Source organism: Amazonocrinis nigriterrae CENA67 (assembly GCF_016056305.1).
Lineage (GTDB): Bacteria > Cyanobacteriota > Cyanobacteriia > Cyanobacteriales > Nostocaceae > Amazonocrinis > Amazonocrinis nigriterrae.
On sequence record NZ_JAECZC010000108.1, the window covers coordinates 1 to 21664 of the forward strand.

Genomic DNA, 21664 nt, shown 5'->3' on the forward strand with positions numbered 1-21664 from the left:
CCCTCATCCCCCTTCCCCAACCCCGAAGCCTTTAAGCAACGCCTAGCACAAATGCAAATTGTTTTACATAATCAAGATAACCGCGAACACGATTTACTCGATTCTGATGATTATTACCAATTTCAGGGTGGTTTAACAGCCGCAGTACGTTCTATCCAAGGAAAAAATCCCCAAACCTACTTTGGAGATAATTCTATTCCTGCTCAACCACGCGTCCGCCAACTCCGAGCAGAAATTGCACGGGTATATCGTTCTCGCGTAGTTAATCCCAAGTGGATTGCAGGAATGATGCGTCACGGTTACAAAGGTGCATTTGAAATGGCAGCAACGGTGGATTTTTTATTCGCCTACGATGCCACAACAAAGTGTGTGGAAGACTACATGTATCAGGGTATCGTCCAGGCTTATTTGCTTGATCCACTTGTGTCGGAATTTATTCTGTACAATAATCCTTATGCTCTGCGTGATATTGCTGAAAAATTATTAGAAGCATCTCAGCGCGGTTTATGGCAGGATGTAAATATACAGACAATAGATACTTTACGAAACTTAGTACATCAAGCTGAAGCAGCCGTTGAATAAAAGAGTGGTGTAAGACATAAATATGGACAATCTTGCGTATTTGCACCTAGCTTTCGCCTATGAAGACAGCGAATCCAGTGAATTAGTATCGCTGGGCACTTTGCTCAAGGGAGCATCTGCACCAGACTGGAAACGACTTTCCAGTAGGGCTTGGAAGCATATGTTGCCCCTTGCTCTCACCTTATCTATTCTCAGCGCTGTGAGTAGCGCCATAGCACTAGAAAGGGGCGATCAAGGGCCTTCTGTCAGAAGTTTGCAACAAAAGCTGCAACAAATAGGTTTTTATCGAGCTAACATCACCCAAATATACGACTTTCCCACAGAAGATGCTGTGCGACGCTTCCAACAAGCCGCCGGTTTACCAGTTGACGGCATTGTCGGAACAAGCACTCTGCAAAAATTAGAAAACTGGCGTCCTACCAAAGTTGCCACTGCGAGTACACAAGCTCAAAAAGTGAGTACTGCCAGTACAACTGTCAAAACAACCAGCACCACTAGTTCAGTAACCAACAAGCGCCGTAGTCCCAACTATCTTGCCAAAGGCGATGAAGGTGAAGATGTTAGGGCTTTGCAAGAACAGTTGCGAGTCGCAGGTTTTTATTACGGTAATGCCACAGGAATATTTGGCCCAATTACCGAAGAAGCTGTCAAGCGGTTTCAAGACGCTTACAAATTAGATGTTGATGGTGTTGTTGGGCCAGCAACAAAGACAAAATTACCGCAACCGGGAGTTGGTTATGGGGAAGATCCTGCCACCAAACCAGTAGTTGAGCGAGATAAACTCCGTCTGGGCGATCGCGGTGAAGCAGTCAGAGTTCTTCAAGAACATTTAATCAAAGCGGGATATTTAGAGGGAGAACCAAACGGCTATTTTGGCCCCTACACAACAGATGCTGTACGCCGATTTCAGGCAGCTAATTACTTGAGTGCAAGTGGCGTCGCTGGCCCCACTACCAGAGCTAAGCTATATGACTTAGTTAAGACTGCTTCCAAGAGTGAGTTTAGTGTCCTGGAAATCCAAAGGCGACTACAAGAAAAAGGCTTTTATAAAGGTCAGCTGAACGGAGTGATGGCAGATGACACGAAAAAAGCAATTAAGCAAGCCCAAGAATACTACGGTATCAGTCTGAGTGATATTAGAAGCGGACGCTTTTAGCATCCGCTTAGGCTTGGTCAGTACTAGTCACCAACTAATTGCTTGCCTCCGATCACAACAAATAGGAAATTGCTCAAATTATTAATTGACCGTGCCAATTTTGGATTTTGGATTGTTTTTTTGGTTTATCCCCGAACGCCGCTTGACGCCTGTTGTGCAGCTGTCGCACTCGCTTTTCTTTGTGGGTGGAACAAATCTAAAATCCTAAATTGGTTGACTTGAGTAACTTCGCTTTGTTACCCAACCCAAGTGCTACACTGGCATCAGTGCCCGTTGGCACTTGGGACATACTGCGTGAATTGTCATTTGACAGTCAAGCAAGTGATAGCCTTCTTTTTGAGCAGTTTTTGCACCAATTTTCAAAATAGAGTCATTTTTGAACTCAATGGTGGCGTTGCATCTCACACAAATTAGGTGATGGTGATGATGGGGGTATGGCTGGTTAATCTCGTAATGCTTATGGCCTTCTCCGAGTTCTAATTCCCGCAAAATCCCCATCCGCGCCATCAACTTCAAAGTCCGATAGATAGTTGAGAGACTAATTCCTTCGCCATCGCCCTCTAGTCGGTGATAAAGATCCTCAGCACTGAGATGTTCCCCTTGCGGAAGTTCTTGAAAAATGTGTAGAATTGTTTCACGTTGGGGAGTTAAACGCCAGCCTCTTTCGTTTAATTCTGCTTTGAGTGAAGTAGTGGTGTAGACAGTCATACTAGTTTTTCTCAACAAAGCCCATTAGTTGAGAATATAACAAATATTTGGAGCTACTTGCAACAATCATTGCTTATTGACAATAATTATAGAATGCTCAGGACTAATTGAAAAAATCTCGATCAGCAATTAGGTAATAGCGATCCCCGTCCTTTGGGGATTTGGAAAAAAGTAAAGAAAATTTCAGTTCAGCTAAATGCAAATTATTGCCTATAAGCTGCAACCAACCTGTGAACATGGGGATCAAATTAGGCCTTTGTCCCTAGTCATTTGTCGTTTGCAGTTTTCTCACGACAAATGACAAATGACGAATGACCATAAACTAACTTAGAGACTCCAAATAGTCGCGAATGAGGTTGCGTCGCTTGGGTTGACGTAGCTTTTGCAAAGCTTTAGATTCAATTTGGCGTACTCGTTCCCGTGATAAGTCGAGGGCGCGTCCAATTTCTGCTAGTGAGTAAGGATGACCATCTGCTAAGCCAAACCGCATCAGGATTACATCCCGTTCGCGGCTAGTTAAATCAGCCAAGAGATTTTGCAAGTCTCTTTGTAAAGATTCTCGCATTAACATTTCTTCAGGAGTTACACTATCGGTTTCTAGTAATTCACCTAACTCAGTGTCTTTATCCTTTCCTACCTTAGTTTCGAGCGACACAGAACGAGGCACTCTTAACAAAACTTCTCGTACTTGAGTAGGAGTCATGTCTAACTCAATGGCTAGGTCTTCAAGAGTGGGGGTGCGACCTTTTTCTTGAGCAATTTTGCGTTGAGCCTTTTTAATTTTGTTTAATTTTTCGGTAATATGGACAGGTAGGCGAATCGTGCGGCTAGAAGTAGCGATCGCTCGGGTAATTCCTTGACGAATCCACCAATAAGCGTAGGTGCTAAAGCGATATCCCTTAGTAGGGTCAAATTTCTCTACAGCTCGCTCTAAACCAAGTGTCCCTTCTTGAACTAAATCTAGCAGTTCCAAACCGCGATTTTGATACTTCTTCGCAACAGACACCACTAGGCGCAAATTAGCCTTAATCATGTGTTCTTTTGCTTGCAGTCCTTGAGCTTGAATTTGATCAAGTTCTTCCACTGTCATCTTGGCAATTTCTGCCCAACGGCGTTTGCCTTCTGACAAAATTGGCTTGAGGTCTGACAGGTTGACACCAGCAGTCGCAGCCCACCTTTCCAAAGAAGGGCGATGTCCTAATTCTGATGCTAGACGTTCTTGAACTTCAATTAAGCGCAGATAAGGTGAAACTACTTCATCGCCTTGTTTTGCAGCATTAGCAAGTACTATCCGCATCCGCAAATACCGCTGAACTTTTTGCGCTTCTGAAACTTCTTCATCGCGCCCCAACAACCGAACTCGACCAATTTCCTGAAGATACAGACGTACTAAATCTGTACTGCGACGGTTAGCACTACTAGCAAAGTTAGCAGGATCAGCAGCAGCTATCTCCAGCTCCTGTAGATCATCTACCGACAACTCACTGTCATCAACTGTGAGATCCGGTTCCAAAACCTGGCGAGATTTTTGGGTATTGAAGGCGGCCTCTGGATAAAAAGATGTTGCTGGCATAAAATTGTCTCAATGGCTCCAGGTAACAATAGATTACGGTGAGTCAGCGCTGTAGGAGGGCTTCCCGACCTAGGCGACTGCGTTAGCGCAGGGTTAGCGAGCTTGCGAGCGTCACCCGAAGGGTTAGCTAATCAACTGTTGCTATTGTTCCCGTGATTTTAGATGAACTAACACGGTAGAAGATTTCAATACAGTTTTTTACAAAAAAACTGTATTGGTTATTTTCCCAACATTAATACCGAACTAATTCGGCTGCTGAGCGTCTGATTGAACCAATAGCTATTCAAATCTACAGATAGGTTTTAAATTCCCAACTACCTAGTCAGCATTTCAACTTTGTAGTTATTAATTATTAAGTTTGTAAATGGTATAAACATATTTAAGTAAAATAATGTTTATCGTTGCTATAGTCATATCTACATGTGGGTAGAAGTAATATCCTGACGATTTACTAATTTTTTTCTCAGGATTATTAGGGAGTAGTCAGAGGTGATAGGTTTGAAAGGGGAAGTTAGTAGTTACGCACGAATGATAACGGATGACTGAATAACGGATGAGTGTTAATAGTTGTATTCTGGCTTGATATCTCGCAGCATCAGTTCATCAAGTGCTTGTCGCGGTGTCACTTCACCCTGAAGTAATCGGTAAACTTGCTCGGTAATCGGCATAGTAATATTTTGTTGCTTGGCTAGTCGCATTAAAACCTGGCAAGTATTGACTCCCTCAGCGGTTCCTGGCAAATTGAAAAGAATTGCTGTAAGTGTTTTACCACCTGCCATCTGGTAGCCGACTTGATAATTGCGACTTAGAGGACTATTGCAGGTTGCTAACAGATCTCCTAGACCCGATAAACCGTAAAATGTTTCCGTCTTTGCGCCCCAAAAATTGCCGATGCGAATTATTTCCGTAAGCCCACGGGTGACTAAAGCAGCTTTGGCATTGGTTCCTAGTTGTAAACCATCGCATACACCAGCTGCGATCGCAATTACGTTCTTCAGTGTTCCTCCCAGTTCTACTCCCACGGGATCGGGATTGGTATATACTCGAAAACGATGGGAAGAAAATACCAGCTGCGTTAGTTCAGCGGCAATGGCTACACTACTGGCTACTACCGTAGCGGCTGGTAAAGATTGTTGAATTTCTTCAGATAAATTAGGGCCTGACAGCACAACTACAGGATGGTTCGGAAATGCTGTTTGCCAAATTTGCGAAGGCGTGCTGGTGGTTTGAGGATCTAAGCCTTTGGTGGCTGTGACAAAAATTGTTTCTTTTAATAGGGGTAAAGATTGTACTTGGGAAGCTACATCCCTAACACCTTTCATTGATATTGCAGACACGACTATTTGGGCATCTTCTAGAACTGCTTCGAGAGTGGAGGGCCCCCGACGCGACCACACACGCACAGCATGACCATTTGCTGCTGCTAGATTTGCCAAAGATGCACCCCAAGCACCTGCACCCAAAATTGCTATGGTAGTTTCTTGCACCGATATCAATACCACTGTGAACTTAGCATTTGTTTATAACCACTCAGGATTTAGGCAGGGGAGCAGGGGGGATGGGGGGATGAGGGGGATGAGGAAGAAATAAATGTTAACTCCTAACTCCTAACTTTTAACTCCTAACTTCTCTGGGATAGCGTTCCATTAATTCTCTCACTTGTTCTGCATGGTATGAGCTTCTGGTCAATGGTGAAGATACAACTTGTAAAAATCCCAGTTGTTCACCGAATGCCTGCCAAGCAGCAAATTGTTCTGGGTGAATAAATTCGTCTACTTTCAAGTGTTTTTGGCTGGGTTGCAGGTATTGCCCAATTGTCAAGATATCACAATCTACTTTTCGTAAATCTTCCATGACTTGGCGGATTTCTTTTTCAGTTTCACCAAGTCCAACCATGATCCCGGATTTGGTATATACCCAAGGCGCAATTTGGCGCGATCGCTGCAATAATTCCAGTGTGCGATCGTAATTTCCTTGGGGACGCACCCGACGATATAGGCGGGGTACAGTTTCTGTGTTGTGGTTTAAGACTTCTGGCGCAGCTATGAGAATTATCTCTAATGCATTCCAGTTACCGCACAAGTCAGGAATTAGCACCTCAATTGTGGTGTGGGGTGAGACGCTGCGAACCGCTGCAATACATTTGACAAACTGGGATGCACCACCATCTGGCAAATCATCTCGGTTTACAGAAGTGATTACCACATGATTGAGTTTCATGCGGCGAACAGCTTCGGCTAGTCGTTCTGGTTCGGTGGGGTCTAAAGGTTGAGGTTTTTTCTCAAAGTCTATATCACAGTAGGGACAGGCACGTGTGCAAGCTGGCCCCATAATCAAAAATGTGGCAGTTCCAGCTTGGAAGCACTCACCAATATTGGGACAGGACGCTTCCTCACAAACCGTATTGAGCGCTAAATCCCGCAAAACTTCTTTAACGTTACCAACACGCTGCCACTGAGGCGCTTTCACCCGCAACCAGTCTGGTTTTACAGTCACAATCCGCTTTTACCACTGAAGTTATACAAATCTTATCCTAGCAAGCAAAGCCCTTATTGAAGTCAGTTAGTCATCTATATATATAGATATAGTTGTTTGATTTCCCATTATTTATGATATGCTAATGGGATAATGCCATTTTTATGGCGGGATGTAGCGCAGCTTGGTAGCGCACTTCGTTCGGGACGAAGGGGCCGCTGGTTCGAATCCAGTCATCCCGATTTATTGTTGTCGATTAACTAATTATTTGTCATCGTTAACAGATTCTTGTCTTTATTAACGATTTAAATGTCGTCTTAACATATTAATGTCGCCGATATTTTAGGTGGAGTTGACTCCAGCATATCTATAATACACTCACAAATGTTGGAATATTCCCGAACGAAGTGCGCCTTTCAACCCTCTCAAAAAAATTTGAATGCTTCAAATATTCTTCTTAATCCACTTCTAACTGTAATGGTTGTTGAAGTGTGGTATTCGTTCGCACCAATGGTTCAAAAACAATGTCTTTCAACCCACCCCTAGCCGGAATGGTTGTTGAAATCAATGATTTTGGTAACTAAAATCAAAAAATTCTTCTTTCAACTTAATGAATCGAAGGCTCATTTCACCTTGTTGTATATAACAAGATTTATGAAAATCCCCCTTTCCCCACACCCAGCCTTTAATCTTAAACCACCAGATTTTTAAGTATCTAGCTAAAACAAAATCTGAAAAAAATCAGAAGAATTGAGCTAATTTACCGTATTCATAATTGTATGGTCTAAGATTAAGCAGTTAGCTAACCGTATAAATCCCCTGCTACAAAACTTATGCTATCAAAGTTTATATTTCTTAATGGGAAAGCAAAATGCTGAGTAGTGTATTTGAGGACATTAAGGCTATTAGCGAATCTGAAGATCCTGAATGGATAGCTGCAAAACTGCAACAGATGAAAGACCCTGATGTGCAAAGCATTGTTGTAGGGCATTCTAATTTAGAAGGCTTTGATAAAGGCATTTTAGAGTTTTTAAACTTAATTCAAGACCAACCCTGGATGTATGCAACACACAAGTTTGGTTACATCGCGCCTTATAACTCAGGTTCAATACAACCTCAACCCATCAAACATCCTAGTGCAATCCAACCCGACAATAGCCTTAAAAACAACCGCATCAATATTCGCTTAGACCGCCTCCACATTGAAAAGTATCCTGGTGGAGGAACACATAATGTCCTGATTACTTTTGCTGTAAGGAATCAGCTAGCTAATACCCAAGAATCAGTCAGCTTCAGTCAAACCTACCGGGTGCAAGAGAGACAATCTGCTGGTATTGCTGGCTACCCTGTTTTTATTGGTTTAAATGTTGGTTCACAGGGATTAGCCTTTGAATGCTCAACAGTAAATGTGAAAAATGAGCAAGATAAGACAATATTAGCAGCATTAGAATCTTCACCTTTTCAAAGTGGACTTAAACTTTTAACCACTACTCAACCAGCGATCGCACCATTTACAGAAATTACTTTAGGAGTTGTAAAATTACTCGCCCAACGCCATGAAAATGTCGCTGTACAAAAATTTTACCTGGGACTAGATTTTGAAGATTCAGCAATGGGTTGTCGCCTAGCTGAAGGTAATTATATTGCTGTGCAAGTTGCTGATGAAACAGTCATTGACTGGAACAAATGGATTTACAAACCAGAGGTAGGAGCAATTGTCCATAAAGCAGACAATTCTCAACTACCTTACAACTACGTAATATTCCGTATTAGTCGGTACGAAGAATAACTAGATTATTTTGGATTAGCCACTTAATTGATAGGACAAGATGGAAATGACTGAGAAATTTACTCACGGTTATGCGTTATTAATTGGTGTTGGTGAGTCTGCTTATAGTAAATTATCTTTACCTGTGACTGTCAAAGATACCCAGGCAATCTATGCTGCTTTAATTGACCCCGATCTATGTGCTTATCCTGATAACCAAGATCATATTCGGGTACTAAATAACAAAAATGCAACAAAGACAGGTATTTTGGATGGATTAAATTGGTTAAAAGAAAAAGCACAATCTGACCCTGGTGCTACGGTATTTGTTTATTATTCAGGACATGGCTGGGTAGATAAAACCACAAAACAATATTATTTATTGCAGCATGACATTAAACCCACTAAAATCGCTAGTTCAGCACTATCAGCAGAAGATTTTACATCCGCATTACGCCAAATTCAATCTGAACGTTTATTAGTTGTAATTGATAGTTGTCACGCAGCAGGAATGGCAACTTCTAAAGACGCTGATTTAGAACTTGATGAAGAGTTTGATGATTTTATCCGAGTTGCACCATCCAAAGGTTTAATTGATGAGTTGAAACAAGGGAAAGGCAGAGTAGTTTTCACTTCCTCTGAAGGTGAGCAAAAGTCTTACTGGGTAAAAGATGAAACAATTAGTATTTACACTTATCATTTTCTGGAAGCTTTGCAAGGTGCGGGAAACAAACCAGGTGATAAAGAAGTTAGAGTTTCTAATATCATGAATCACCTTGGCAAAGCAGTACCTGAAACTGCGCGTCAGTTATATAAAGTGGAGCAAGTTCCTTACAACGATATCACTGGAGGGGATTTTGTAATTGCCAAGCTTCTCGGTGGTAAGGGTTTACCCGATAAAGGATGGGAAGAAGTGAAGCCTGAAGCAACACAAAAAATTAATAAAATTGCCGATAACATCAGCCAGTACGCACAACAAATCTATAACATTAACGAAGCTAATGGTGGTCATTTTGGTAATGTCATTCACAAAAACTAACTTGTGGTGGAAAGAAAAATAAAAAATGCTTACACCAGATGAATTGAAGATACTTGCTGAAAAACTAGCAGTAAATAGTGCAACAGTTGAGGAAATTGAAAATATCTGTCAAGTATTTGAAGGTCATGACCGTAGTATAATTTTGCAATTTGCCCAGACCATAAATAATGTTAACCAAGTAAAAGATAGCCAGTTTGGCAATATCATTTCCCAAGGTGCTGATGTTGAAGCTATTAAACAGTTTTTACAAGAAAAGTTAAAAACACTCAAAATAGTCAACCCTCTAAATCTGGATAATGAGTGGTTTGCCAATCAGCTTAATGATGCTGCTAAGACTGCGGAACCAAGATATACACCTGAATTAACTGTAGATGTTCCTATATCTATTACATTTGAAGCTTTGGGTAGAACACCACAATGGCAGGCTACCGTACAAAACTTAATCACAAAAGTATCTGATGCGATCAAGCAATGGTCACATGGTATAAGGAAATCAAGTCCAGATCCTGCAACTCCAGAATTTCCAGTTCAATCTAGAGAAAGTGCTGAATCTTTAACTAAAACCCTGAGCGAGATTAGGAATTATTTAAACCGCTTTCTCATCACAGAACATGAAATAACCCTAATTAATAATTTAAAAAATTTAGTTAATCAAGCATTTGAATTAGCAGAAGAATGTTTGTCTACTGCTATAGAGGATGTAGAAGAAAAGCATGGGAAAGGAATGGCTGAATCGGCTGGATTTCGCCAGTTTATGGCGGAATATCAACTTTCGTTCCCTGCTCAACATATAGATTCTGCACGCGATGTAATTAAAGTTCTCGAAGAACTCCGTAATTGGCTAAATGAACCTACAGCTATACTCCCTATGTCTGTGGGAATGCTGCTCATTGGTTCTGCGGGAATAGGTAAAACCCATGCAATTTGTGACATAGCCCTTGACCGACAAAAACGAGGATTAAGAAGTATTGTTTTACTGGGAGAACAGTTTACACAAGGTGAGCCATGGCAACAAATTCGTCAAATTTTGGGAATAAGTGCAGCTATATCCCGTGATGAGCTTCTTGCGGCACTTAATGCAATTAGTCAGTCAACTAACTACCCCTTGATTATCTTTATTGATGCCCTAAACGAAACTCGTCCACGAGATACTTGGTACACGCATTTAGCATCATTAATTGAGCAAATATCACGATATCCTTGGCTCAGATTATGTATATCTTGTCGTTCTACTTATTTAGAAGATATTATCGCTCCTAATATAAATCTACCTATAGTAGAACATAAAGGATTTGAAGGGGTTGAGTTTGATGCTTGTTTTGATTTCTTCCGGTTTTATGAATTAGAGCCGCCTTCGATGCCGCTCATGCAACCTGAGTTTTTTAATCCTCTGTTTTTACGTCTTGTATGTGAATCCCTCAAAGATGCAGGTGTCCGAATACTACCTGATGGTATGCTTGGAATTAGTGAAGTGATTCAGTATTTACTGGATAGTAAGAATAAAAAGCTGGCTAGGATACTTGACTATTATCCCAAAGAAAAATGTTTACAAAAAGCATTAAACAGTCTAGTGTCAGCAATGTCAGCAATTGAGACAACATGGCTACCTTGGGAACAAGCAAAAGAATTGGTTGATTTAATCAAACCTTCAGTTCAGAGGTCATCATCTTTATTCGACCAAATGATTCGGGAAGGTATTATTAGCGAGGATAGAGTAGTAACTTCTTCGCAGAAAAAACCCCAAGATGCAATTCGCTTTAGTTTTGAGCGTTTTGCTGACCAACTTTTAGCGGAAAAATACTTAGAAGAAATTTCTGAAGACTCTTTACACTTAGCATTTGCCTCTGGTGGGTTACTTAATTTCTCAGTTGTTGATGAGGCAGCATTACGAAAAAATCGTGGTCTTTTGGAAGCACTAGCCATACAAATTCCCGAAAAATACGGAGTGGAACTGACTGAGGTAGTTAGCTTTGCTTCGTATCCCACAGAAATAACATTAGTTGTTATGGAGTCCCTAACTTGGCGAGCTATCACTTCTTTTACACAGACAACAGCCTTGATTGTGGAACAGGCACTACACCATAAACAAACATTTGCATCAACAATGGAGGCTTTATTTGCTTTAAGTACCAGAATAGGACATCCTCTCAACTCTGTCTGGTTTCATGAATTTTTTGCATCTATTTCAATGCCTGTTAGAGATGCTGCATTATGTCCTTATTTTTATGGGACTTATGGCCAACTCAAAGGTGTTGATAGATTGTTGCGATGGGCGTTAAAGGCTAATCTTGGATCAGTCTCAGACCAAACCGCAGAACTTTGGGTAATTCAACTGTCTTGGCTCTGCGTTGCTTCAGATAGACGTGTTCGGGACTATGCAACCAAGGCAATGGTCAGAATTATGGAAGACCATCCTCTACAATGGCCATTTATTATTAGGCGTTTTAGCCAAATAGATGATGAATATGTAATAGAGCGATGTTTAGCTGCTGCTTATGGTTCATTGATTAGAGCTAATAATAATTATGCAATAAAGGCAACATCTGTTACTGTTTACGAAATATTTTTTAGCAATAAAAATCTTCCTCAAAATGCAATGGTTAGGGATTACGCTAGGTTAATATTGGAACTATCAAATCACCGTAATCAACTACCAGATGACATTAAACCAGAGCAATTTAGACCACCTTATGAAAGCGAATGGCCACTAAATTATCCTGAAAAAGACTGGATTGAAAAATACAGCGATTCTAGCAAGGAACTTCCTAAACTATACGATAGCTGTATGGACGATGATTTTGCAGTTTATACAGTAACAAGTGCGTTAGATAAATATAAACATATTCAAATTTATCAAGCGCAAAGCTGGATTTTTAAGCATATTCTCGATATGGGTTACACCAGTGATTTGTTTGCTCGTTTTGATGGGCATATACTTTATAAATTTGGTGGAGGACGTGCTAAACCTTCTTGGGCAGAAAGAATTGGGAAGAAGTACCAATGGATAGCACTTTATCGTATAATTGCGCGTGCATCAGACCATCTTGAGATAAAAAGCTCACAATGGGATTCACCACCATCTATTCCAGAACTTCAAGCTTTAGATGAGAGAAATATTGACCCAACAGTTTTACTACCAAAAACTCAAACTACTAAATGTAACTCTTGGTGGATACCTGTTAACTATGACTTAAAGCAAGACACCAATCTGTCTGATGCAGAATGGCTAGACAGCAATGATTTTCCAAATTCTTCTGCAATGCTAACAGTAGTAAATCCTAATAATGGCAAAAATTGGCTGATTTTAGAATCGTATCCAGAATGGAACTCTAAACCAAACAATCAAGATTTTGAGGATGGATATCCTTACCGGATGTGTTGGATGCAAATTAGAAGTTATCTCGTTCCAAAAAATGAAGCAGAAAATTGTTGGACTTGGCTTTGTGAGCAACACTTTATGGGGAGGTGGATGCCAGAGGGGCATTCTTTATCCCAAGGCTTTTTAGGTGAATATCCTTGGGGTATACCGTTTATTCAGTATTTTGAGCAGTATGGTTCAGCAAGAATGAGAGATTCAGAAAGATCATGGTCTATAGTACCAACAGCTAATTCAATACTCTTTGAAAGGGATTTTGATGCTTATCAGGAAGACAGCTTTAGTGTATTAGTTCCTGCAACAATATTTTTTGAATCAGATGATTTGCAGTGGGATTCAATCAGTGGCTATAAATCCATATCTGGTCATCTCTGCTTTAATGATCCCTCAATACTTGAGCCAGGGATCTCTACTTTACTGGTTAATAAAGAGTATATTGAAGAATTTATGAAAAAAAATGATTTAGCTTTAATTTGGACTGTTCTAGCAGAAAAACACTGTGTTGAGGGTTTTGCTTCTCGCTCAAATTTAGGTATTACTGAATACAGTCAAGTACATCTGCTTATAAACAGCGAAATTAAAAGTTCTGAGGGAATTATCAACCGTGTCAGTCCATCGAGTTCACCGATAAAAGATTGAGATTTAACTTTATACATGGATGGCGATCCACCACCCAGATTGCAAGGTGATTTTACCTACAATGTGATGCACATTACCCTCATCTGTAGTATAACAAGCGGAAACGAAAGCATCTGTGAAGCTCTTTCCTATTAGCCTTGCTCAAATTTTGTTTGCATTGGATCATCCGTTGGTGGATGCCGACCTATTTCTTTATCAGCCTCACGAATATTGATCACCCGTTCCCGGTTCAAAGTTAATGCGGTGATTGTTGCTCGTCCTATAGCTGTCAAACCCACAATTAATAGTCCATTGGTAGACCAAATAAAATGCTCACTCCAGTTACACTGTCGTGGATTAAATAATGAAACTTCTTCTCCAGATAGAGGGTCAGTTGCAGTCAACCGATTTGTCTTTCTGCGATTGCAGTGAAAGCAAGCCAACGCCAGATTTTCCAAATTATCTGTTCCACCCAATGACAAGGGCATAACATGGTCTACCGTGAACTGTACATACTGCCATTGTTCAGAGGCATGGCAATACTCACATAGGTACTTGGCTCGTTGACGTACCTGCTTTTGGATAGCTTCAGGGACTTTACTACGAGAGGACACAATTTACGATGCTGGCTGAGTTGACGCAATAGATAAATTACGAATTGTACGATTAACAAAGCTTAAATAATCATCAATTTCTTCGTAGCAATCAAGTTCTTGTTCTTCTTCTGTACTGAGTGAAGTTTCTTGCTGTTTTGTCAATAGTTCTTCAACGCGACTTTGGACAGTGCTGGATGCTCGAAAAACTGGAATACCTTCCTCTAAATCAATCCGCACTGCGCCATCAATGGGTAGCTTTGTTGGTAAACAAGATAGTTTCGGTGGCTGAGAGATGCTCATGGCAGTGCCAGAAAGTTAATCGATGAGTAGTTTGATTTTAGCTCAAAGGTGCGTAGGCGTAGTCCGTTGTAAACATTGCTTGCTGATTTAAGCATTTTAACCAAATTGTATAAGTTTAAACATTTTTAGTGTCACAAATTACCTTAGCATCTAAGTAAAGGGATAATGTAACACTAAAACCAGTACAACAACTGGGAGGTAGTTTTGAACATAGCTAGTAAGGTAGATGCTATTCTCAACGCTTGGTTAGACTACATTAATTTAGATGAATACAGTAAAGCCAGGGTTGAAACCAACAGCGATAAAGTCAAACAGCGTGGTGTAAAGCTAGTACGTGACCATTTATTAATTGAGCAAGCCACGTTTTCAGAATTACAGCAAAAAGTTAAGCAAAGGCAAAATACTCTACAAGAGGCAGTATGGGTTTTATCCTTTCCCCAAGTTTTAGATGTAGAAAAGGGAAAATCTTATCTTTGTCCTCTGTTTAGCTTAGACGTTACATCTATCCTCAAGGGGGAGTATCAAGCACAAGGGTGGAACTTAGATAGCTTAATACTGATAGAAGCTGGAGACAATTTAAGCACGTTTCTGGGATTGGATGATGAACAGTGTGAAAAATTGATTACTCAAGATGGGCTACGAATTTTTCTAGAAACTACTTTTAAGCTAACATTTGATAGCTATCAGAATTGGATGGAACAGGTTGTTATTCCCCGTCGCTCTCGTGAACAAATTCAACGTCAGCCTTATTTATTTGAGTTTACAGGAGCGGCATATAATTATAATCTCCGGCAAGACTTAAAAGAGATTAAATCAGGCTCGAAAAATTGCTCAAAAGGACATCCTGGGTTTGAATATTTGTTTGGTGAACCTAAGCCTGCAAAAGAAGAAGTTATCTACATGGGAGCTTTCCCAACTCACGCACCGACTAATTCACAATCAAAAGCACTCAAACACGCTCAAAGTGAACCGATAACATCTGTACAAGGCCCACCTGGTTCGGGTAAAACTACTCTGATTCTTCATGTTATTGCTCAACAGGTAGTTAAACGCGCACTCGATTTAATTGAAATTGGTCAGGATATCAATAATCTAACAGTAGTCAGCAGTGCTAATAATCAAGCAGTTGATAATGTTATTGAGGAGCTGGATAAAGTTTCACAAGATAAACTATTTTATCTCAAAGGCGGAAAGAAAGATAATCTTGAATCAGATAATGGAGCTATTGCAAAATTACGACAAGCTATTAATTTTTTACAAAAAAATAGCTTTGATGGACAAATAAATAATTCATTAAAACAACAAATCAAACAAATTAAAGATGAATTATTAGCAGAAGAGTCTAGATATTTAAAATTACGACAGCAACGGGACTTAGATACACAAAGATATGAATATCTTTCGGTTCAGATTCAAACACTGCAACAGAATTTAGATGAAATTATATCTGCTTTAATTCCTTTTCAGCAACGAGCTAGAGATTTATCACAGTACAATCAACTACCAATAGAAGCGTACAGCATAATAGAACAGCATTTTAAAAAAGCTAAATCACTGCTACCTGAAGGTAGATTAAATTGGTGGGTTCGCTTTTGGCGTTGGCTGACTGGAAAAACGGAAGAACGTATTTTGCGTGAGCTAAATTCAGCTTGTCAATCAGCCATAGCACAAACATCTATAACTATTTTCCCTATAGAACCACCTACTAATCGCGCTGATTTAATTCGACAAGCAGGCTTAGTTAGAGAAAGAATAGATCAGGCAGGTGAGTTAAAAAATGTACAAAAAAGATTAGAGGTAAAATATAAGGAGAGAGATAAGATAACTCAGCAGAAGCGTAATGCTTTAGAGGAATTCCAGTTATTAGAGATTAGCTTGGCTAATCCACTAGAAAATTTTTATACTTCCTTTAACCAAAAATTCCATGATCAGCACAAAGAACTATTTAAGCTATCGCGTAAATTTCTTATTCAACAAGCACTCTACAATAAACAAAACATCAAACTAACTCTAGAACTTTATTATAGTCTTCTTTCAGGAGATTGGAAGTCGAAATCTAAGCTTGCGGAAAACTTAGATGAACATATTAAATATCTTAGCTTAATTTTTCCGGTAATCACTTGCACATTGCATTCAATCCGCAAAATGATTCCCTGGATTCAGGAATGTGTTGACCGCACAATCATAGACGAAGCGGGAATGATTGACCAACATAAGGCTTTTCCATTATTAGTGCGATCGCGCAAAGCTATTATTGTTGGTGATCCTCTACAAATTGAACCTATTATTACTTTGAGTAAGCAAAGACGCGAAGATTATCGCCAAACAGCGTTTATTAATAGAGGATTAACTGACATTGATTACCATCGTTACAGTCCAGAAGAGGAGTATAGTGCTACGGCTTATCATCGTGCTGCTGGTGCAAGTGGAGAAGGTGAAGATAAGGGTAAAGGAATTCTTTTGAAAGAACATTACCGTTGTCAGCCTAGTATTATTCAATATTGCAATGCTATTGCTGACTATGATTTAGAAATCAAAACAGCACCAGTCAATTCTTTAGTAGAGTCGCACTTAATTGCTTATGATGTTGAAGGTAAGATCCGCAATAATGTTAATGAAGAAGAAGTTACTGCTGTATGTGAGATAATTGAGCATTTAGTTAAACAAGGTTACTCAGTAAAAGATATAGGCGTTATTTCCCCTTTTAAAGTTCATGCTGCTGCGTTGAGAGAAAAATTAACAAAAAAATTCTCTCAATTAGACTTAAAATCTGTTGGCACAGTTCACACTTTTCAAGGCTCTGAGAAAAAAGTAATTATCCTATCTACAAAAGTATGTCAACCCCAAGATAATGTTTACTGGATTAACAAACGACCAAATCTTTTAAATGTTGCTGTATCAAGAGCTAAAGAATTATTTATTTTAGTTGGTAATCTTTACAGACTAGAAAAAGGAAACCTGACTCGGCAACTTGTTGAACATATTCGAGAGTATGGAGTTGTATTAGAGTATAAATCAGCAGAAGAAATTCCTAAAGCAGAACCTGGTACTATTTTAGTTTATGATTGCGATCATTTAAGAATTTTTAGAGAAGCTATCGACCAAGCAGAGGAAGAATTGATAATTGTCACACCTTGGATTAGGGGAAGTGAATCAAAACTGTTTGGTAAAGAGGTTGTTTCAGTTTTAGAAAGAAGAGTTAAAGTAACAGTAGTTTACGGAAATAAAGGTAACGAGGAGAATGATAATAATGATCCCACAATTGAGAATAAGCTGAGACATTTATTCTCACAATATCCAGGTTCACAATTAATTCGTTTAGGAGAAGGAAAACATATAGAAAGTAGAGGAACAAATGAAAGAATTTTGGTACGTGATACGAAACTGGCTATTATAGGAACTTGGAATTGGCTTTCTCACCCTTACAGAGCGCAATGTGGCAGGACATCGTTAAATATTAAACCTCAAATTCGCCAAGAAACAAGTGTACAATTTTCTGAGTTATCTTCTATTGAGAGTATAAAAGCAAAAATTTATCAATTAATTTCACAATAGTCAAAAATTTTTAGATCAAAGAGCAGACAACCCGGAATCCAATTTGCTTGTCCTTTGTGGTTGCAGCTTCAGAAAAGCGAGATGTAGAACGACATAAATTTACAGGATGACCCCAAGAACCACCACGCAAAATTCTATATTCTTCATTTCCATCATCTACCCATACACTACCATCTAATGGTGCGCCTTGATAGTTATCGTGTTCATAATCAGCGCACCACTCCCAAACTAACCCATGCATATCGTATAACCCAAAAGTATTAGCTGGAAAACTACCAACTTCTGTTGTACATTGGCGATTAATGCTATTTATATTGTCGTTTTTACCGCAATAATTGGCTAATTTATCTGTAATTACTTGACCAAAATGGAATGGCGTTGAGGTTCTAGCACGACAAGCATATTCCCATTCAGCTTCACTGGGTAAGCGATATTGCCTTCCTGTTTTCTGCGACAGTCGCTCACAAAACTCTAGTGCATCATACCAAGAAACTCGTTCTACAGGTAAATTATCGCCGTTAAAACAGGATGGATCAGGTTTGAGGTAGTGGTTAATTTTTGGGAAGTTTGCAATAGCTCTCCACTGTCTTTGGGTAATAGGATATCTACCTATAAAGAAGGATTTTATATTAACTAAATGTTGAGGACGTTCATCTTCTTGTGATGCTTCTTCCTCTCGTGATGCACCCATTGGAAAATTACCACCTGGAATGGAAACCATTTCCAGTACAACACTATTTCCTAAATCTTCTACAAAATACTCAGCTTGTGTACGGTAACGCTTGGTTTCTTTTCCTTTATGATCTACAGTTACCACTTCAAACTCGAAAATATTAAGCTCTGACGGTAGTGGGCTAACTTGCTTATGTGAATTAGTGTTGACTAAAAACTTTTCAGTTGGGGTTTGAGGAGAAAAATTAGACGAAATCGAAACTTGGCTTTCCTGGAGGATTTGTTGTAACTGGCGGAGAATTGTCTTTGTTTCTTCGTCTATAGCACCTTGGTAGGTGATGCGATCGCCAATATGAACTCCATTTCCTTCGGCAATGTTAACAATATTATTTGCTAACTGCACCTGATTTTGACCGTTAACTCTCCTCAGACATTGCCGTAGTAAATTGATATCATTTTCATTTCGACTACCGTCTAGGATACGGTCAAGTATTTTTATTAACTCATCAGATGTAGGAAAATGTGGCATAGTGGCAAACTAATTGTTAGCAGCACTTTCCCCTTGACAGCACTGGCATCATACCAAACAGTTCAAATTTCGGCAACCTTACGGGTTAACAGAGGTAATTGGTGGCGATCGCATTTCATTTTGTCTTTAAACTGCCATTCAATGCGGTGATAAGGTACTTCTGCATAGCAAGCACCACATAACCTAATTGGTCTGGATTTCATGGTCATACCCTATGGTGATCGATTGCTATTGAGCTAATTAATTTCTTTTTTCCTGGCGTTCTTTGAGTTTTAGCAGGATTTCTGCGTGCATTTCGCGGGTAATTGGGTAAAAATAGGTGAGAACCATGCCACAAACTAAAGCAATGGTGGGTAGAGGGCCAATGGAAACACGAATTACATCTAATACAGCGTTTGGTTGAATGGGTATTGGGATATCTGGTGTCGGCTTAATATACCCAGCTGCACCTAATCTTTGCAACACAATATTAACTGCAATCCCTAAACAGATTTTTTGCAGAAATACCATGAAACTGTAGAAAATACCCTCGCGTCGCTGTCCTGTTTTGAGTTCATCTAGTTCAACGACATCGGGTAACATTGACCAAGGAACAAGATAAGCTGTAGAAACACCAAAACCTGCCATCAGTGCAAAAATATACATTAATGTAATTTGACCAGGCTGCAAGAAAAACAGTCCAGCTTGGGCGATAATCCACAAAGCCATTCCCATGTAGTAAACGGTTTGTTTGCCAACACGTTTACTAATGGCACTCCAAACAAACAGCATGGACATAGCCGTTCCCTGGACTGTCAACAGCACTAAGTTAAAGTGCCATTGTGGCAATCGCATCCAACTAGTGACAAAGTAGGGAATAATTGCAGCAGTTAATTGCACACTCAACCAAGAACATAGATAAATCCCAACCACAAATAAGAAAGCACGATTACTAAAAGCAATTCTTAGTTGTTGCCATAAGGGAATAGAAACTGTTTGTTCTGTTTCTGGGTGTAACCGTGCTACTGCTTGGGCGCGTTTTTTAGTTCCCCAAACACACCAGTACAATGGCAAAACAGAGATAAATCCACAGATGGCCCCCAAGAATATATATTGTAGTTTGCCGTTATTGGGAATTAATAAGGAAATGACTAAAGCCAAAAGTATGGCGAAAATACTACCACCGATAGAAAAGGAAAAGCGAAAACTGTTGAGGCTGGTGCGTTCGTCGTAATCTTGGGTTAGTTCCGCTGTGAGTGCAGTATATGGTAAATTAACAACTGTGTAAAAAGCGTTAAATAAGATTGAAATAGCAGTGTAATACCAAAATAAACCCCAATTATTTACAGTCTCATTATTGCTGAAGTGAGGGACAATCCACTGCAAAAAAAAGAAAATCCCAAAGGGAACAGCGCCCCAAATTATCCAAGGATAGCGCCTTCCCTGGCTGCTTTGAGTGCGATCGCTCAATACCCCCACCATCGGATCGTTGACCGCATCCCACACTTTACCTACCAGTTGGGTGCGTCCTGCTAAGTTGGGATTTAAACCAGCTACATCTGTCAAAAACGGTGATAAATAAGAAATGCCGACCATCGCAGTTATGGCTGTTCCCAAATCTCCAGCACCGAAAGCAATTTTAGTACCAAGGTCTAGTTTTTCGCTTTCAGAGTGATTTTGGGCATTGCCATCAGCAGCATCGTTCATAATATCTTGCGCTCATACTACAATAGAAAGTTTGCGGTTGCCTTAGTATTACCTGGAAATCAATTTTTTTATGCCAGACCTTTACGTTTCTTGGTCAGATTATCACCAAAAAATTGAACAACTGGCTGCCCAGATTTATGAATCTGGTTGGCAATTCAATCAGATTATCTGTCTCGCCAGAGGGGGACTACGGGTAGGAGACATTCTCTCCCGGATATACGAGCAGCCGTTGGCAATTTTAGCAACATCTTCTTACAGTGGCCCTGGTAAACAAGAAAGAGGTAGTTTAACATTTTCTCGCCACTTAACTATGACAGCCGAAAAATTAGGTTCGCGTATTCTCTTGGTAGATGACTTGGTAGACTCTGGGGTGACACTCCAGCAGACTATTCCTTGGTTAAAGCAAAATAGCGATCGCCCAATTGAAGAAATTCGCACCGCTGTTATTTGGTATAAAGCTTGTTCGGTCATCGCACCCGATTACTATGTCGATTACTTGCCTGATAACCCCTGGATTCATCAACCCTTTGAACATTATGAGCATATGAACCCCGCAGAACTGGCGGCGAAGGTGAGTCAGCCGTGCTGAGGATGGGGGGATGGGGGGATGAGGGGGCATTGGTGTCAACTTAAGGAAAAAGTAGACAAGAAGAGGTAGAGTAGGGGAGTAGGCAATACGGTTCGGTTAAAGGGGAAAGGGGAAAGGGAAAAGGGGAAGAAAAACCTTTAACCCAAGCCCAGTAACCTTTTCCCCAAACCCTATTGTGAGTTTAAAATGCTTATCCGAACCGTATTGGGGGAGTAGGGACAAGGACAAAAGGAGTTGTCAAAATGGCTACTCTCCGCATCAGAAAAGATAGCAATGCCGACCTCATAGCAAGTTGCATTCAGAGATAGTAGCTTAGGGAGCAGGGGAGCAGGGGAGCAGGGGAGCAGAGGGGAAGAAATCGTACTACTTCAAACTGCAACTTAGTATCAGAAGGCAAACGCAACTGCAAAATCCATGCCACCCCACAGGTAAATAAAATCCC

At 40.1% G+C, this 21664-nt stretch carries 16 protein-coding genes and 1 tRNA gene; 8 read left to right on the forward strand and 9 right to left on the reverse strand.

Annotation, left to right across the window (positions count from 1 at the left end; translation table 11 throughout):
* Together I8748_RS32835 and I8748_RS32840 are read left to right on the forward strand one after the other, a co-directional pair.
* Positions 1-582: cobaltochelatase subunit CobN (locus I8748_RS32835; protein ID WP_198128662.1), on the forward strand; the 582-nt coding region annotated here is incomplete at its 5' end.
* Positions 583-604: 22 nt separating this feature from the next.
* On the forward strand, positions 605-1738 hold the full coding sequence (locus I8748_RS32840; protein WP_198128663.1) for a peptidoglycan-binding domain-containing protein: 1134 nt from the start codon (positions 605-607) through the stop codon (positions 1736-1738).
* A gap of 252 nt (positions 1739-1990) precedes the next feature.
* Here I8748_RS32840 and I8748_RS32845 read toward each other — a convergent pair whose 3' ends face one another.
* The 4 genes from I8748_RS32845 to lipA form a co-directional block, all read right to left on the reverse strand.
* Positions 1991-2446, reverse strand: a complete 456-nt coding sequence (locus I8748_RS32845; RefSeq protein WP_096551500.1) for a Fur family transcriptional regulator — start codon at positions 2444-2446, stop codon at positions 1991-1993.
* Positions 2447-2768: 322 nt separating this feature from the next.
* Positions 2769-4019: an RNA polymerase sigma factor SigC gene (gene sigC / locus I8748_RS32850; protein WP_198128664.1), complete on the reverse strand. Its 1251-nt coding sequence runs from the start codon at positions 4017-4019 to the stop codon at positions 2769-2771.
* Between the two features lie 560 nt (positions 4020-4579).
* Complete coding sequence (locus I8748_RS32855; protein ID WP_198128778.1) at positions 4580-5506, reverse strand: NAD(P)H-dependent glycerol-3-phosphate dehydrogenase; 927 nt, start codon at positions 5504-5506, stop codon at positions 4580-4582.
* 127 nt (positions 5507-5633) lie between these two features.
* Positions 5634-6515 carry a lipoyl synthase gene (gene lipA / locus I8748_RS32860; protein WP_198128665.1) on the reverse strand — a complete coding sequence of 294 codons (882 nt, stop codon included), beginning with the start codon at positions 6513-6515 and terminating at the stop codon, positions 5634-5636.
* A 147-nt stretch (positions 6516-6662) separates the two neighbouring features.
* On the opposite strand from lipA, the gene I8748_RS32865 reads away from it, so the two are divergent.
* The 4 genes from I8748_RS32865 to I8748_RS32880 all read left to right on the forward strand — a co-directional run bounded on the left by I8748_RS32865 (position 6663) and on the right by I8748_RS32880 (position 13316).
* Positions 6663-6736 (forward strand) — tRNA-Pro (locus I8748_RS32865).
* Between the two features lie 629 nt (positions 6737-7365).
* Positions 7366-8283 carry a hypothetical protein gene (locus I8748_RS32870; protein WP_198128666.1) on the forward strand — a complete coding sequence of 306 codons (918 nt, stop codon included), beginning with the start codon at positions 7366-7368 and terminating at the stop codon, positions 8281-8283.
* A 46-nt stretch (positions 8284-8329) separates the two neighbouring features.
* Positions 8330-9301, forward strand: a complete 972-nt coding sequence (locus tag I8748_RS32875) for a caspase family protein (RefSeq protein WP_198128667.1) — start codon at positions 8330-8332, stop codon at positions 9299-9301.
* A gap of 25 nt (positions 9302-9326) precedes the next feature.
* Positions 9327-13316, forward strand: coding sequence for an NACHT domain-containing protein (locus I8748_RS32880; RefSeq protein ID WP_198128668.1), 3990 nt, complete (start codon positions 9327-9329; stop codon positions 13314-13316).
* A gap of 131 nt (positions 13317-13447) precedes the next feature.
* Here I8748_RS32880 and I8748_RS32885 read toward each other — a convergent pair whose 3' ends face one another.
* Both I8748_RS32885 and I8748_RS32890 read right to left on the reverse strand, forming a co-directional pair.
* On the reverse strand, positions 13448-13909 hold the full coding sequence (locus I8748_RS32885) for an HNH endonuclease (protein WP_198128669.1): 462 nt from the start codon (positions 13907-13909) through the stop codon (positions 13448-13450).
* Between the two features lie 3 nt (positions 13910-13912).
* Complete coding sequence (locus I8748_RS32890) at positions 13913-14191, reverse strand: hypothetical protein (RefSeq protein ID WP_198128670.1); 279 nt, start codon at positions 14189-14191, stop codon at positions 13913-13915.
* A 204-nt stretch (positions 14192-14395) separates the two neighbouring features.
* Between I8748_RS32890 and I8748_RS32895 the strand changes: the two genes are divergently transcribed.
* Positions 14396-17746: an AAA domain-containing protein gene (locus I8748_RS32895; protein WP_198128671.1), complete on the forward strand. Its 3351-nt coding sequence runs from the start codon at positions 14396-14398 to the stop codon at positions 17744-17746.
* A gap of 10 nt (positions 17747-17756) precedes the next feature.
* Here the strand turns inward: I8748_RS32895 and I8748_RS32900 are convergent, their stop codons facing one another.
* From I8748_RS32900 to I8748_RS32910, 3 genes are all read right to left on the reverse strand, one after another.
* Positions 17757-18947, reverse strand: a complete 1191-nt coding sequence (locus I8748_RS32900) for an SUMF1/EgtB/PvdO family nonheme iron enzyme (RefSeq protein WP_198128672.1) — start codon at positions 18945-18947, stop codon at positions 17757-17759.
* Between the two features lie 62 nt (positions 18948-19009).
* The gene (locus tag I8748_RS32905; protein ID WP_198128673.1) at positions 19010-19150 is read right to left on the reverse strand and encodes a TniQ family protein; all 141 of its coding nucleotides are present in this window, start codon (positions 19148-19150) and stop codon (positions 19010-19012) included.
* Positions 19151-19187: 37 nt separating this feature from the next.
* Positions 19188-20633 carry an MFS transporter gene (locus tag I8748_RS32910; protein ID WP_198128674.1) on the reverse strand — a complete coding sequence of 482 codons (1446 nt, stop codon included), beginning with the start codon at positions 20631-20633 and terminating at the stop codon, positions 19188-19190.
* 70 nt (positions 20634-20703) lie between these two features.
* On the opposite strand from I8748_RS32910, the gene I8748_RS32915 reads away from it, so the two are divergent.
* Positions 20704-21222, forward strand: a complete 519-nt coding sequence (locus I8748_RS32915; RefSeq protein ID WP_198128675.1) for a phosphoribosyltransferase — start codon at positions 20704-20706, stop codon at positions 21220-21222.
* The last annotated feature ends 442 nt before the right edge of the window (positions 21223-21664 follow it).